The organism is Flintibacter faecis, from assembly GCF_014287875.1.
In the GTDB taxonomy this organism is placed as follows: Bacteria; Bacillota; Clostridia; order Oscillospirales; family Oscillospiraceae; genus Lawsonibacter; species Lawsonibacter faecis_A.
In genome coordinates, this window is record NZ_JACOPN010000001.1 from 305,090 (window position 1) to 319,343 (window position 14,254).

General features: G+C 58.1%; 16 protein-coding genes and 1 other RNA gene. 8 read left to right on the forward strand and 9 right to left on the reverse strand.

Going from position 1 to position 14,254, the window contains the following annotated elements; translation table 11 throughout:
• The first annotated feature begins 101 nt into the window (after positions 1 to 101).
• Positions 102 to 974, forward strand: coding sequence for a LysR family transcriptional regulator (locus H8S55_RS01385; RefSeq protein ID WP_186877492.1), 873 nt, complete (start codon positions 102 to 104; stop codon positions 972 to 974).
• A 315-nt stretch (positions 975 to 1,289) separates the two neighbouring features.
• On the opposite strand, the gene H8S55_RS01390 is transcribed toward H8S55_RS01385, so the two are convergent.
• From H8S55_RS01390 to ffs, 7 genes are all read right to left on the reverse strand, one after another.
• Complete coding sequence (locus H8S55_RS01390; RefSeq protein ID WP_186877493.1) at positions 1,290 to 2,534, reverse strand: aspartate aminotransferase family protein; 1,245 nt, start codon at positions 2,532 to 2,534, stop codon at positions 1,290 to 1,292.
• 1 nt (position 2,535) lies between these two features.
• Positions 2,536 to 3,231, reverse strand: coding sequence for a dethiobiotin synthase (gene bioD / locus H8S55_RS01395; RefSeq protein ID WP_186877494.1), 696 nt, complete (start codon positions 3,229 to 3,231; stop codon positions 2,536 to 2,538).
• A 3-nt stretch (positions 3,232 to 3,234) separates the two neighbouring features.
• Complete coding sequence (gene bioB, locus H8S55_RS01400) at positions 3,235 to 4,218, reverse strand: biotin synthase BioB (protein ID WP_186877495.1); 984 nt, start codon at positions 4,216 to 4,218, stop codon at positions 3,235 to 3,237.
• 57 nt (positions 4,219 to 4,275) lie between these two features.
• Positions 4,276 to 4,842 (reverse strand): biotin transporter BioY, encoded by a 567-nt coding sequence (locus H8S55_RS01405; protein ID WP_186877496.1) that lies wholly within the window; start codon positions 4,840 to 4,842, stop codon positions 4,276 to 4,278.
• Positions 4,843 to 4,992: 150 nt separating this feature from the next.
• Entirely contained in the window at positions 4,993 to 5,337 is a 345-nt protein-coding gene (locus H8S55_RS01410; RefSeq protein ID WP_147560661.1) for a YbaB/EbfC family nucleoid-associated protein, read from the reverse strand.
• A 49-nt stretch (positions 5,338 to 5,386) separates the two neighbouring features.
• The gene (dnaX, locus tag H8S55_RS01415; RefSeq protein WP_186877497.1) at positions 5,387 to 7,219 is read right to left on the reverse strand and encodes a DNA polymerase III subunit gamma/tau; all 1,833 of its coding nucleotides are present in this window, start codon (positions 7,217 to 7,219) and stop codon (positions 5,387 to 5,389) included.
• Positions 7,220 to 7,265: 46 nt separating this feature from the next.
• Positions 7,266 to 7,531, reverse strand: an RNA gene (gene ffs / locus H8S55_RS01420) — signal recognition particle sRNA large type.
• 202 nt (positions 7,532 to 7,733) lie between these two features.
• Between ffs and ruvX the strand changes: the two genes are divergently transcribed.
• The 7 genes from ruvX (at position 7,734) to H8S55_RS01455 (ending at position 12,569) form a co-directional block, all read left to right on the forward strand.
• The gene (gene ruvX / locus H8S55_RS01425; RefSeq protein WP_147560665.1) at positions 7,734 to 8,153 is read left to right on the forward strand and encodes a Holliday junction resolvase RuvX; all 420 of its coding nucleotides are present in this window, start codon (positions 7,734 to 7,736) and stop codon (positions 8,151 to 8,153) included.
• A 17-nt stretch (positions 8,154 to 8,170) separates the two neighbouring features.
• A complete protein-coding gene (locus H8S55_RS01430) occupies positions 8,171 to 8,455 on the forward strand; it encodes a putative quinol monooxygenase (RefSeq protein ID WP_186877498.1) in 285 nt (94 codons plus the stop codon).
• Between the two features lie 286 nt (positions 8,456 to 8,741).
• Positions 8,742 to 9,575, forward strand: coding sequence for a hypothetical protein (locus H8S55_RS01435; RefSeq protein WP_186877499.1), 834 nt, complete (start codon positions 8,742 to 8,744; stop codon positions 9,573 to 9,575).
• 255 nt (positions 9,576 to 9,830) lie between these two features.
• On the forward strand, positions 9,831 to 10,307 hold the full coding sequence (locus tag H8S55_RS01440; RefSeq protein ID WP_186877500.1) for a helix-turn-helix domain-containing protein: 477 nt from the start codon (positions 9,831 to 9,833) through the stop codon (positions 10,305 to 10,307).
• Positions 10,308 to 10,336: 29 nt separating this feature from the next.
• Positions 10,337 to 10,561 carry a hypothetical protein gene (locus tag H8S55_RS01445; RefSeq protein WP_186877501.1) on the forward strand — a complete coding sequence of 75 codons (225 nt, stop codon included), beginning with the start codon at positions 10,337 to 10,339 and terminating at the stop codon, positions 10,559 to 10,561.
• Complete coding sequence (locus tag H8S55_RS01450) at positions 10,558 to 11,019, forward strand: hypothetical protein (protein WP_186877502.1); 462 nt, start codon at positions 10,558 to 10,560, stop codon at positions 11,017 to 11,019. Before H8S55_RS01445 ends, H8S55_RS01450 begins: the two co-directional genes overlap by 4 nt.
• A gap of 506 nt (positions 11,020 to 11,525) precedes the next feature.
• Positions 11,526 to 12,569, forward strand: coding sequence for a hypothetical protein (locus tag H8S55_RS01455; RefSeq protein WP_186877503.1), 1,044 nt, complete (start codon positions 11,526 to 11,528; stop codon positions 12,567 to 12,569).
• 104 nt (positions 12,570 to 12,673) lie between these two features.
• Here the strand turns inward: H8S55_RS01455 and H8S55_RS01460 are convergent, their stop codons facing one another.
• Positions 12,674 to 13,159: an N-acetyltransferase gene (locus H8S55_RS01460; RefSeq protein ID WP_186877504.1), complete on the reverse strand. Its 486-nt coding sequence runs from the start codon at positions 13,157 to 13,159 to the stop codon at positions 12,674 to 12,676.
• A gap of 129 nt (positions 13,160 to 13,288) precedes the next feature.
• Positions 13,289 to 14,152 carry a hypothetical protein gene (locus tag H8S55_RS01465; RefSeq protein ID WP_186877505.1) on the reverse strand — a complete coding sequence of 288 codons (864 nt, stop codon included), beginning with the start codon at positions 14,150 to 14,152 and terminating at the stop codon, positions 13,289 to 13,291.
• Positions 14,153 to 14,254: the final 102 nt, after the last annotated feature.

Sequence of the window (14,254 nt, forward strand, 5' to 3'; positions counted from 1 at the left end):
CTTTCTGGATGGCTCCATTATAATTTTGCCTTGACCTTTTGTAAATTTCATAATATTCTATTTTTAGTTGAATAACACTCAATTCAAGGGAGGGTATCCTGATGTCCATGACCGCATACCGCCTGTTCTGCGTCATCGCCGAGGAGAGGAATATGAGCCGCGCCGCCCAGCAGCTGCACATCACCCCCTCCGCCGCCACCCATGCCATGAACGCTCTGGAGCGCTCACTGGGCTTTCCCTTGCTGAACCGGGACCGGAACGGGGTGAGCCTGACCAGCTATGGCGAGCTGCTGCTGCCTAAGTTCCAGGCCGTGCTGGAGGAGGAAGAACGCCTGCGGGGAGAGGCGGCCAAGATCAATGGCTTGGAGCAGGGCCGTATCCGCCTGGGCGTACTGGACAGCGTGTGTACCAACTGGCTGCCCGGCATCCTCACTTCGTTTCAGCAGAAATATCCCCACATTGAGGTCCAGGTGTATCAGGACGGCTATCAATCCATCGAATCCATGCTGCTGGAGGGCGTTTTGGACATGGGTTTTGTCTCTCTGCCCGCCTCCGAGCGGTTCAGCACCATCACTCTGGTCCACGACCGGCTGCTGTGCATCGCTCCCCAGGGCTTTACCCCCAAGGACCCGCCCTATGTCACCCCGGATGATCTGCGGGGCCACCCCCTGCTGCTGTCACACCGGGGCTATGACCGCAGTCTGGAGCAATATTTAACACAGAACCAGCTGGAGCCCTGCCACCAGCACAATATCACCCTGGAGAGCTCCGTCATCGCCCTGGTGGAGGGTGGCATGGGGGTGAGCATCGTGCCAGAGCTGGTCTTGCAGACCCGTGTCGGCCACTATCAGACCTTCCCCCTGGAGGACAATATCTACCGCACCATCGCTCTGGCCACTTTGCGAGGGCGGCATATCTCTCTTGCAAGTGAAAAGATGATCCAAGAAATCAGAGATCACGTTAAATTTCTTTAAAGTTTGTCTTGAAAAGAACTCAACATTCAGTTTTTCTGGATATTTTCAGCGTTTTGCACATAAATATTTGTTTATTTTTTGACAATCTGTCATTTATCTTGCGTTTTATTTCCGTTCTCATATTCTACTGTACTAAATTATGAAGTTTTTCTTCCGACTTCCTGCATAATCGTTTTTGCACTTCTCCTTTTCTCGGATTTCACTTTTCTGCCGCTGCACCGTCTGTGTAATCCGAAGCAATGCAAAGCCCGCTGCGAAAGAGTTATTTCTCTTCCGCAGCGGGCTGCTGCTTTTCTATATAAAACCGTAATGGGCTTATCCCCGCCGGAACCACTCCTTCATCACGTCGAAGATGTGGACCAGTTCCTCCTCCTGGATGACATAGGGGACCATGGAGTACATATACTTCAGGAAGGGGCGGCTGAATACCCCCCGTTCATAGGCAAACTGCTGGAAGCCCTCCAGGGTGGCCTCGTCATACACCTCCACACAGGTGCAGCCGCCCATGACCCGGACCTCTTTGATGCGGGGGTCGGTAAAGCCCAGCATCTCCCGCTGGGAGATGGCCTCGATGCGGGCGATCTTGGACATATAGTCCTCCCGCTCGAAGATCTCGATGCCCTTCAGTGCGGCGGCGCAGGCCAGGGCGTTGCCCATAAAGGTGGGGCCGTGCATCAGGGCGTGGCGGTCGTTGTCGCTGTAGAAGGCCCGGAACACCTTCTCGTTGGCCACAGTGACGGCGTGGCCGATATAGCCGCCGGTGAGGGCCTTGCCCAGCACCAGAATGTCGGGCAGGACCAGATCGGCCACGAACCGGTGGCCTGTGCGGCCAAAGCCGGTGGCCACCTCGTCAAAGATGAGCAGCACGTCATACTCGTCGCACAGCTCCCGGGCCCGCTTTAAGAAGGAGATGTCGTACATCCGCATCCCCCCGGCCCCCTGGAGCAGGGGCTCCACGATGAAGCAGTTCAGCCGGTCGTGGTACTTGGCAAAGGCCTCCTCCAGGGCGGGGATCTCGGTGGGGATGTGGACCACGCCCTCCTTCTTGTCAAAGGCGAAGTGATAGTCCTCGTCGTCCCCCACCTCCATGGCCTTGAAGGTATCGCCGTGATAGGCGTGTTCAAGGGCCAGGACCATGGTGCGTTTTTTCAGCTCGCTGCCGTGGTGGGCGTTGTCCAGCTGCATCACCAGCCTGCGGTCGTCCAGGCGGTTGGTGTTATACTGCAGGGCCATCTTCAGGGCCACTTCCACACCCACGCTGCCCGAGTCGGAGAAGAAGCAATAGTTCAGGTCGCCGGGGAGAAACTCCTCCAGCTTGGCCGACAGCTTCTGCACCGGGTCGTGGGTCAGGCCGCCCAGCATCACATGGCAGAACTTGCCCGCCTGCTCCTGAATGGCGGCGGTGAGCTCCGGGTGCTTATAGCCGTGGATCATACACCACCAAGAGGACACCGAGTCGATGAGCTTCTGGTCCTTGGTGTAGAGATACACGCCGTTGGCATCCTCGATCTTATAGGGGGCCTTCATGGTCTTCATCTGTTCATAGGGGTACCAAATCATTTCATTTCACCTCATCATAAAGCTGCGCCAGGGCCTGTCCGTCCATGGGGAAGCGCTCCATATCGTCCTGCACCAGCGCCAGCACGGGCAGCCCGGTGCGCTCCTGGCACATGGCCACGTTGTCCTCCTCCATCCGGTCCCCCGGGTGGAAGTGATTGAAAATGATGCCCTTCACGGCCAGATTGCGGGCCCGCATATACTCCGCTGTGAGCACCACGCTGTTGATGGTGCCCAGGCCCGCATGGGCCACGATGACGCTGGCCAGCCCCAGCTGCTGCACCACGTCCTCCAGCCACAGCTTTTCCTTCTCGTCATGACGCAGGGGACACAGGATGCCGCCGCTGCCCTCCACGGTCACGATCTCATGCCGGTCGCACACCGCCTGAAAGCCCGCCCGGATCACGGGCAGCTCCGGCGGGTTTCCCTCCGCCTGGGCGGCCAGATGGGGGGACCAGGCGTGCTCGTACACATAGGGGCACATGGTCTCCTCCCCCTGGCTCAGTCCGGCATACTCCCTTACAAAGCGGGCGTCCCCGGGGATCAGGGTGCCGTCCGGGCGGCGGACATTGCCGCTGACGGCGGCCTTATAATAGGCGGCGTTCAGCCCCGCCTCTCTCAGTGCTTTGCTCATCAGGGCGGAGATGTAGGTCTTGCCCACGTCGGTGCCCGTGCCGGTGACAAACAGCGCCTTGGCCATCTCTCACCCCTCCTTCCAATAGTCCGGGGTCACGTCCCGGCCCATGTCGGCCAGCATGGCCCGGTCACTGCGGATGGTGGCGCAGGCGGCGGTGGTGAGCATGTTGCCCGTGATGGTGGCCGAGGCCCCGGCCTTGAATGCCGTCTCTCCGTCGTTTGTCAGCAGAGCCCGTCCGGCGGCAAGGCGGATGTTGGCCTCGGGATTGATATAGCGGAAGAAGGCGATGGTGCGCAGGATCTCGTCCTCGGTGAGCCGGGGCATGTGCTCCAGCGGGGTGCCGGGGATGGGCATCAGGGCGTTGATGGGGATGGAGTCGATGCCCAGCTCCGCCAGACTGACGGCCATGTCCAGCCGGTCCTCCCAGGTCTCCCCCATGCCGATGATGCCGCCGGAGCAGGCGCACATGCCCTCCGCCTTCACCTTTTTCAGGGTCTCCACCTTCATGTCATAGGTGTGGGTGGTGCAGATGTTGGGGAAGTTCCGGCGGGAGGTCTCGATGTTGTGGTGATAGCTGGTCACCCCCGCCTGGTGCAGCCGGTGGAGCTGCTCCTCGTTGAGAAAGCCCATGGAGGCGCACAGGTCGATCTTGCACGCCCGGTGCATGGCCTCATAGGCCTGGATGGCCTGGTCGAACTCCGCCCCGGTGAGGGCCCGCCCGGCGGTGACGATGGAGAAGCGGTCCACGCCCTCCTGCTCGTTGAGCTTGCACACCCGCAAGATCTCCTCCTGGGGCAGGAAGTCATAGACTTCGCAGTCGGTGTGGTTGTGGGCGGACTGGGCGCAGTATTTGCAGTCCTCCGGGCAGCGGCCGCTGCGGCCGTTGATGATGGAACACAGGTCCACCTTGTCCCCCACGCAGGCGGCCCGGATCTGGTCGGCCCCCTGGCACAGCTGGTCTAAATCACAGGTAAGAAAAAAGGACAGATCGTCCTGGCGGCCCAGCCGGCGGCCGGAGATGATCTCCCGGGCTAATGCGAGTACATCCATAAGTAAGTGCTCCTCCTCAAAAATTGCGTTGCTGCTCTCTTCCAAAAAATCAGGGCATCAGGCTTTTCTGGCCGCAGGGCGCAGGTCCGCCCCCAGCACAGGCTGCAAGCGCTTGACCACCACCGCCGCCAGGATACTCAAGGCGATGTCCCCGGGGATGGCCAGGATGCAGCAGTACAGGATCAGGGGCCACAGGCCGATGGGCGAGGCGATGACATAGTTGCAGATGAAGTAGTAATAGCCCATGCCCACCACATAGACCACCGCCAGCCCGGCGAAATTGGCCCCCAGATAGCCCAGCACCGTGGGCTTTTTCAGCCGCTGGGCCAGCAGGCCGGTGACGAACGTCCCGCCGCAAAAACCGATGATATAGCCAAAGCTGGGCTTGAACAGATACCACAGTCCGCCCCCCTCGGTGAAGATGGGCAGTCCCGCCAGACCCAGCAGCATATAGGCCACGGTGGAGATGGTGCCCAGTCGGGGCCCCAGCAGCAGTCCGGCCAGCATGGTGAACAGATATTGCAGCGTGAAGGGCAGCACCGGGATGGGCACCCGGATAAAGGCCCCCACCGCAATGAGGGCCGTGAACAGGCTGCAGTAGACCAGCGCCTTTGTCTTACTCATTCGTAAACCTCCGTTTTGTTTTGTGTTTACGATTATACTGTCCCCGCAAGCGAATGTCAACTTGTATTTTTTAGTTGGTTTACAATTAGAGAGAAAAGACCGCCAGGCCCTTGCTTTGGGTCTGGCGGTCGGTCTGAACGCTTGTTTCCTTTAGAAGGGCAGGTTCAGGCCCCCGGTGAGCTTGGACATGGTCCCGGCGGCATCTGCGTCGGCGGCACGCATGGCCTCGTTCACGGCGGCCACGATCATGTCCTGGAGCATCTCCACGTCCTCGGGGTCCACGGCCTCCGGGTCGATGACCAGGTTCTTCAGTTCGTGCTTGCCGTTCACCGTGGCGGACACCACACCGCCGCCGGCCGCCGCCTGATACTCCTTCTCCTGCAGCTCCTGCTGCATTCTCATCATGTCCTGCTGCATCTTCTGGGCCTGCTTGAGCATGTTCATGTTCATGCCGCCGCCCATGCCGGGCATCCGGCCGCCAAAACCTTTCGCCATTTCGTTCAAACTCCTTTAAATATTGATTGTTCAGGTCGCTTGTGAAAGCTCACTGGATGGTCACGTTGTCAAACTGCTCCCCAAAGGCCAACAGAGCATCCATGGCATCCTCTTTCGGGGGCTCTGCGGGCTTCTCCCGCTCACGCTCCACAGGGGCCGCACTCTGTACCGGGGCCGGTCCGGGCTCCTCCGGGGGCGGGGTGCCGCACACCACGCTGACCTGGGGGGCTCCGCCGAAGGAATCCGCCGCCGCCCGCTTCAGTCCCGCCAACACAGCGGGCTTGTTCAGCATGGCCCGGGTGAATTCACTGTCCGTCCACAGGGTCAGGCTGCCGTTTTTCCACACGCCGGTGACCTTTTGCCCGTTGCTCAAATAGGGGTGCACCGTGGGCGGGATCTTCCCCTTCAGTCCCGCTGCGAAGGAGGGCCAGAAGGCCCGGTCTCCGTCGGGAGGGCCTCCTGCCGGGACGCTCTGCTGCGGGGCGGGCTGGACCGCCGGACGGGCGGCGGGACGGGGGGCAGGCCGGACGGGCTCCGGCTCGGGCACGTCGAACACCCGCTCCATCTCCCCGGGGGCCGGGGGCTCCTCGGGCAGCGGGGGCCGCTCCTCCTCCCAAGGGGGGCGGTCCTCCTGAACGTTTGGGACCGCCGCAGGTCTCTTCTGCGGAGTCTGAGCCGGGCGGGAGACCGGTCTGGAGACGGCCTGGCTCTGGGCCGGGGGCTGGGTGGGGATACCGCCCTGGGTCAGGCGCTCCTCCAGCCGGGCCACCCGGGCGGCCAGCCCGGTCAGAGACTGGTCCAGGCTCTCGTCGCACAGGCGGATGAGACACAGCTCGGTGTCCGTGCGGCGGTTGCCGCTGCGGGGCAGGTCGGCCAGGGCACTCTGGAGCACGGTGAGCGTCTGCAGCAGCCGCTGGGCGGTGAACTGTTCCCCCAGGGCGCGCATGGTGGCCTCGTCATAGCCGCCAGTGAGCAGGGATGCGCCCCCCTGGGGGGCCGTCTTCCGCAGCAGCAGGTCCCGGGCCAGGGCGGACAGCTCCCCCAGGACGGAGGCCACGTCCTTCCCCCCGGCATACAGGCGGGCCAGGGTATCTAAGGCGGCGGCGGTGTCCCGCCGGGCGATCTGGTCCATGAGGGCGGCGGTCTCCAGATTGCCCGCCAGACCCAGCACGTCCAGAATTTCTTTCTCGTCCACTTTTGCCCGCCCGCCGGAGCACTGATCCAGCAGGGACAGGGCGTCCCGCAGGCCGCCGTCGGCCAGCCGGGCCAGCAGGGCGGCCCCGTCGGCGGTGAGGTCGATGCCCTCCTCCTGGGCCACATAGCCCAGCCGCTGGGCGATCTGCCCGGGCAGGATGCGCTTAAAGGCGAACTGCTGGCACCGGGAGCGGATGGTGGCCGGGACCTTGTGCAGCTCGGTGGTGGCCAGGATGAACATCAGGTGGGGGGGGGGCTCCTCCAGGATTTTCAGCAGGGCGTTGAAGGCGGGGGTGGACAGCATATGCACCTCGTCCACGATATACACCCGCTTGCGCACGGCGGCGGGGGTATACACCGCCTCGTCCCGCAGGGCCCGCACCTGGTCCACGCCGTTGTTGGAGGCGGCGTCCAGCTCCAGCACATCTAAAATCGAGCCGTTTTCGATGCCCAGGCAGGCGGGGCATTGGTTGCAGGGATTGCCGTTTTCCGGCTGCCGGCAGTTCACCGCCCGGGCCAGGATCTTGGCGCAGGTGGTCTTGCCCGTGCCCCGGGTGCCGGTGAACAGATAGGCGTGGGACAGCCGGTCCCCGGCCACCTGCTGCTTCAGGGTCTCGGTGATATGTTCCTGGCCCACCACATCGTCAAAGGTGCGGGGGCGCCACTTGCGGTATAGAGCCTGATACATTCTGTTTCCCCCCTGAAAGCGGATAAAAACGCGGCGCAGAGCGAGGCCGCACACCGGCCTTTGAAGCGTGGGATATGCCCGGTACCTGAACAGCCGGCTCAAGAACAGTGACCCCGCGGCACACGCGGCAGGCCGCTTAGTGCTGCTCGGTTCCCCGCCTGACACGGTTCACGGAGCCGCGTTGCGCGGGACCGGTCTATCATCGCTGCTTATTCAGGTCAAACGACACATCCACACGTCCGGGGGCCGGGATTCATCCCCGCTATAGCGGATTGCGGGTCTAGGGCACCGCTATCTCCCCGACTAGTGCGGCCTCGCTCCGCGCCGCAGCTCGGAACAAAGGTAGGTTATATTATACTATGGGTTTGAAAAATTATCAACTAGAAAATCATCCAGAATAAAATTTCTATATTTTCCCGTATTCTGTCATTGTGAGAATGTCCTGTTGCCACTTCCCCGTTTTTACGCTATGATATCCTCAACAAGACCAGAGGAAACAGCAGGAGGAACACGCATGAAGATCATGGCCATTGACTATGGCGATGCCCACACCGGGGTCGCCTTTTCCGACCCCACCGGTTTTTTGACCGGGACCACCACCACCATCCACAGCCGCAGCGCCGACGTGGTGCTGTCTGAACTGGCCCGGCTGGCAAAAGAGCAGGGGGCGGAGGAGATCGTGATGGGCTTTCCCCGGAATATGGACGGCACCGAGGGGCCCCGGGCGGAGCTGTACCGGGCCTTCGCCGGCCGGGTGGAGGAGGCCACGGGCCTAAAGCCCGTCCTGTGGGACGAGCGGCGCACCACCGTGGACGCCCACCGCATTTTACAGCAGGCGGGCAAGAACGCCAAAAAGCGCAAAAAAACAGTAGACGCAGTAGCCGCCTCCCTCATTCTGGAGGGCTATCTGGACTATAAACGTCTGCAGAAGTAACAACAGGAGGTATTATTATGCTGAAAGTTCACGTTAAGTATCATCTGAAGCCGGGCACCCAGGCCGATTTTCTGGCCGGGGTCACGGAGAAGACCCTGCAGGATGCCGTGCTGAACGAGAACGGCTGTCTGAAATATGAGTACATCCCCGCCGAGGGCATCCCCGACCTGGTCCTGCTGGAGGAGGAGTGGACCAGTCTCCAGGCCCAGCAGACCCACCTGAAACAGCCCCACATGGCCCGCATCGCCGAGCTGAAGGACCAGTACATGGACCACATGGACCTGGACATGGAGGAGGTCTGACCCCCTCCGCCAAAAGCAAGCTGCAAACCGCCCATGAGTCTCACCAGACTTGGGGGCGGTTTTTTAACACAAAATGGTTTGAAAACATAAAAATATAGAAATGCAAGCTATTCTTGCGCAGATGTCAATCGAATTTGGTTCCATTGGGCAGTAATAATCGGATAAACTCAAAGGGAAAGGCGACAGGACATAGCAGCTAACTTTTCGCAGGCCGATTTGCGTCATTTTTATCTTATTGACAACTTTCTCGCAATCTGCAATAATGAGTTCAGGAGGATAACAACATATGAAAAAGCGAACTTCTCTTTTCGTAATTGCGGCTATCATCGTCTCTCTTCTTATTGTTATTGCAAGCAGATTTGCCATGGTGTTAAACCTCCCGGCCAATGACAACGCAGCCCTGTCCTCTTCTGACTCCCTCAACATCTTATCTGAATTCCCCGCCGAAATCAGCTATGTGGAACGCAAATATGATCTGCATATTGAGACCTTGGACAAAGAGACCCTCTCCCTTTTAAGGCAAGAAGCAATTTCCAACCTCAGCGATCCAGACTACAAGTTCGCTGACCTGATGGACAAGATTGCGCTTGCCTACGTGGGCAACCGATGCAGCAAAATCGTAGCATTCCCTGGCGATCCTGCGGCAGAAATCACCGTATATCGTCCTTTCGGTCCTCTGTACGGTGAATGCTTTACACTCATCCCCACTGGAGTTACAGGAATGGACATTAAGACCGGAACAATATTCATCGCTTCCGGGTCCGACCTGTACGGTGCGGCGATCAATGCAAAAGTTTCTAAGTCGGTGTCCTATACATGCCAGGGCCCTGCCGACAGGACCACCCTTTATAACGGGCAGTTAGCCACCCACCGAATGGCCTTTGGCGTACTATACGGAACGATCATCAAACATACAGTTCAGTACCCCGGCGGAAACACCCATGTGTTCTATTATGTAGAGCAGGCAACCATGGATGCCGCTGACTACGCCGTAAACATTCAGGTCGGCGCATCGAATACCTATTCTGACACTTTAATGGGCACTACCCTTCACTTCCCTGATCAGCGCTACCTCTATTCCGCAATTCAGGATGATCCTACGCAGTTCCTTGCGCCTTGATGTATCTGATTAGAGCTGACCATCACCCCCGCATCCAACCAATTCCCACAAAACTGGGGCCCCAACCTGACCGGGCTGGGGCCCCTTTGTTCTACCCTGTCAAAGAGTTGACAAAGAGGTGCTGTTTTTTTGAAAAAGGTGTGAAAAAAGCGTGATGCAAGTGATACTTGCGCGAATGCAACCGGGATGTAAACTGGATGTGGTTTACTTTCCCACAAATTTTGCTTAAACTGAGCACAAGAATTAGGAGAAAACATGGAACTGAATGAAAAGCTGCTTTCTTTGCGAAAGAAGAACAAACTGACCCAGGCTCAGGTGTCCGAAACACTGGATGTCTCTCGCCAGGCCATCTCCAACTGGGAAACGGGGGCTGTGCTCCCGTCCACAGACAATTTACTTGCTCTGAGCCGACTGTATCAGGTCCCGGTTGACCATCTATTAAATGGTGATACAGACCCGATGTCAGTCCCCGTCACAGAAAAGGAGGTCGATAAGAAGGAAGAAGCTCCACCGGAACCGGCGAAGCCAACTACATATAGTAAATTAGATATGCTCAGAAAACATAGCGTAATTATCCTGCTCTATCTGTTCACCCTGTTCCTGGTCGTTTTGATCTCGGTCCTAGTCACATTATTCCTCACCCGAGAAAAAGAACCAGATGTGCTGGATGTGAGTGATCTGAACGTCGAGTATGTCGACCCTGCTACTGTAGAGGACGGCAGCTTTTGGTGAAAACAAGAAACTAGAAAAGAGGTCTTATTATGAATGTGAAACCTGTCGCACTTGCCCTGCTGTGCGCCGCCACTTTATACGGCGCACAGGTTCCCACATCGGCGATCTCCCAGGAAAGCACCAACATCATCCCAGCCAACAGCGTAATCGAAATTTCTGATTTGGAGTTTTACACTTCAGATTGGGACAATCATTCGGCCAGAGCTACCAACCGACTGGATTGGAGCATCTCTCCCAGCACTAACCACAAATGAACATCAAGAAGCTATCCAAAACAAAAACTACGTTGCTCGTACTGGCAATCGGCCTTCTTTTGGCCGCAGGCGTGATAGTTTTCCGCTCAAAGACTCCCTATCACGGCCCCTATGCCGACGTAGCATCTTTTGCCAGTGGGTATTATAACGCACTGATTCAAAAGGACTACGACACAGCGCTCGGTTTGCTACATCGTTCTCCTGATACCATGTTCGATGATGAGTTTCTTCTGACTGGTCTTCAAAACTCTCCGCCAATTTATTACCGGGTCAATTCAGTTAAAAAATTGTCCGATGGAATATTTGAGGTGGACGGGACTGGCAAATCGGATGATGATCTTGGAAAACGGCAGGTCACAAACTACGTCATCGACTACCACTCAAAGCGTTCTTTTGTGATCCACTGGTCTGACGTTCCAAGTGAACTATATGACTTTGGAAAAATTATCGGAAAATAGCAAATTAGTTTTCAATCATTTAAAACAGAACATTTGTAACACCAAACGCAACATAAGTAATACTTGCGGGAATGTAAGTAAATAACGCTTTACATCCCTGCGGGTCTTATGTTATGTTAAAGAAAAAGCTCTTGTCGGTCCCGCTTGCCGCCGCTATGACCTGCGCCATGTGTCTCTCTGTGGGTGCGGCGGAGGTGCCTGCTGATTCGAGTGAAGTAGATGTATATCATGGGGCCGAGGAAGGGGCAACTGCAAACTCTACGTTTTCAATTTGAAATTATTTCAATGTAAAACACGTTTTGAGGATATATCATCATGCGGATCATAAAGATTTTGCTGATAATCGTGGGGACCAGAATCATCTGGGTATCTATTTTTGGAAGAGACCCCAGTAATTTTGGTCAAAGTACATTGGCCGAATACATCATCGGCAGCTTGTACTATGTAACAGTTATCCTGTTATTGTATCTATTCCGGGATAAGAAAAAATGAAAGGAGCATTCACCATGAAAACCCGAAAGATTTTGTCCGCTCTGTTAGCTGCCGCCATGACCTGCGCCATGTGTCTCTCTGCGGGTGCGGCGGATGTGTCTCCTTGTATCTATGACCTGGAGAAGGAGTCCACCCACAAGACTGTTTCGGCGGGTAGTTACTCCTATGACTGCTATACCACGCTGTACTATGGCAACGCCAGCAAGGGCTGCCTGTGGGCGGTGGAGAAGAACAAGAAGGACGCCCAGGCGGCGCTGAAGACCTATCTCTATGAGAACGATAATCTGGTGGAGGAGGCCGGCTGGTCCACCAGCAGCTCCTATATCCACCTGCTGGATACCAAAAAGCGCGCCGTGTCCGGCGACATCCGGGTGGAGGGCGACTATCGCTTCTATCACGACAACGGCGACTATACCTCCGGCTCCGCCCCTGTGGTCCGCTACAGCACCTCCCGCTCCGCAGCCGAGCGCATGGCCGTCACCAGCTATCCCACCAACGCCAAGGGCGAGACCTATGGCTCCTATCTGGACCGGAACACCGTGGGCCAGGCCCCTGACCTGATCGCCGCCATGGGTGAGAACGGCGTGGAGGGCTATATCCGTCTGAACGACATCGCCCCCGAGCTGTTCACCCTGGAGGAGATCCGCCAGTATCAGGCCCAGGTGGATGCAAACCCCGTTATCCCCCTGTACGACCTGAACGGCAAGGTCATCGGCTCCTTCGTCCGTGGTACCACTCAGGACCACAGCAATCCTGACCCCGTAGTTGTTCAGAAGCTGGATGAAATGACCGGCGGCAAGTCCGCCGACTTCCTGCCCAGCGCCCAGCCTATCCCCGTCAAGCACGACTACCCCACCACCGCCAACGGCGAGACCTATGGCTCCTATGGTGACCGGGACAAGTACGGCTATCCTCCCCAGCTGATCGCGGTCATTGGCGACAACGACCGGAGCGGCTATGTCCGCCTGTCCGACTTCCGGGCCGCCAACCGCCCCGCCAACGTGGTCTGGGACGTGTATGACCTCAAGGGCAACGTGATCGACACCTTCAGCCACTAATTTCGAGATAAAAAATGAAAGAACACCCAGATGGCACCAACGACCTATCTCTATCAGAACGACAGTCCGGCGGGCCGCTTCCTTGGAAGAAGCGGCCCGCTCTGTTATGCCTGTTCGATTTTCTCAAAGGCGATCCTGGGCGTTCCGTCGTGGGCCTTGATGATGCCGCAGTAGACAAAGCCGAATTTTTCAATGGCCCGCCGCATGGGCTTGTTGTCGGCGTGGGTGTCGATGCGCAGGTGGCCGCACCGGTCCATGCACCAATGAAAAATTTCCCCGGTGAGTCCGTGGGCCTCCCCCCGGCTGGCCACCCGGTGGATGGTGCAGTAGGGCCCGTCGCTCAGCCAGGCCCCGTCGATCTCGCCGTAGGTGGGGTCCTCGCCGGGGAGGAAGGAGAACACCGCCTGCACCCGGCCCTCCCGCTCCAGCACATAAAAATTTCCCTCCGCCATGTCCCGCCGGATCACCGCCGGGTCGGGATTTTTGTCCCCCCACTGGGTGGGGTTGCCCGCCTGACGCATAAAGCTGCGGGCAATGGTATAGATGTCTGTGATGTCCTGCCAATCGGCCTGCTGTGCCCCTCGGATCATAGTATCAGGTTCCTTTCCTCTCTCGCAATATCGTTTTCCCCATTATAGCGGTCTTTTCACCCATGCGCAAGCACGACGGTGCTCGGCTGCCCCTATTCCGGCAGAAGCATCCCCAGACCCTGTAGCTTTTCAGCTGATCCACGCACCACCGTTGACGGTGTACTCCCCCCACAGACCATCGTCGTTCTGAACGGCAACGCACTGGGAAAGGCCATAGGCACCCAGCGCACTGCGCCACTTGTCGGCATGGAAGCTGACGGTATCCTTCCCTTTGTTCTGCCCCAGGGGCGGCTCAGCCTCCCCCTCCGGGTCATCGTTCTCGGCGATGGTGAAAAGGATGCCGTCCTCCCAAGCGGGGAAAGCGTCCTCCTCATCAAGGCCGCTGATGTACCCCTCCTGACACAGCTGCTCATAGCTCAACTCCATGGGCTGGGCCTGGTGAGACCGGGCAAAGCTCCACGCCACTGCGCTGCGCTCGGCAGGTGTGAGGGAGGTCGCCGTCAGGTCCACGCTGATATACTCCGCTGTATGGTTCAGTCCCTCGTCCTTTTCCCATAGGTCCCCCAGGACACGGAGATAGAGTCCGCATCGGTCGTCAAATTCATCTGGCAGGAAGGTGATGCCGGTGACCTCGCCGAACTGTGCGGGATAGGTCTCCATTATGCCGCCGGAGAAGGCGACCCGGATCATCGCCCCGGCGGAGAGCTGGCCGTCGGCCAACAGCGTGCCCCCCTCCGTCTCCTTGCGGTACAGGGGAACAGAGCTGGCATCCAGCGTATAGATATCGGGGTGGTCGCCGTCCACGTCTGCAAGCAGCAGCTGATTCTCGCCATCCACCGCAACCACCCGGCAGCGCATGACCGTATCCTCTTCTGGGGATATAGCGTCCACGCCACCCTCCGTTGCGGACAAGTGGGGCATTTTCTCTGAACAGCCCGCAAGCAGGGTGCAGAGCAGCGCAGCGGCAAGGAACCATGAACTGCCTTGTTTCATGGGAATTCCTCCTTCGATCTTATCTATCCCGTTAGACGTTCGGCGGGGAGGTTTTGTTCCCGATCATCTCCCGGTCCTGTCTTTCGCCCATTCGCAGACACA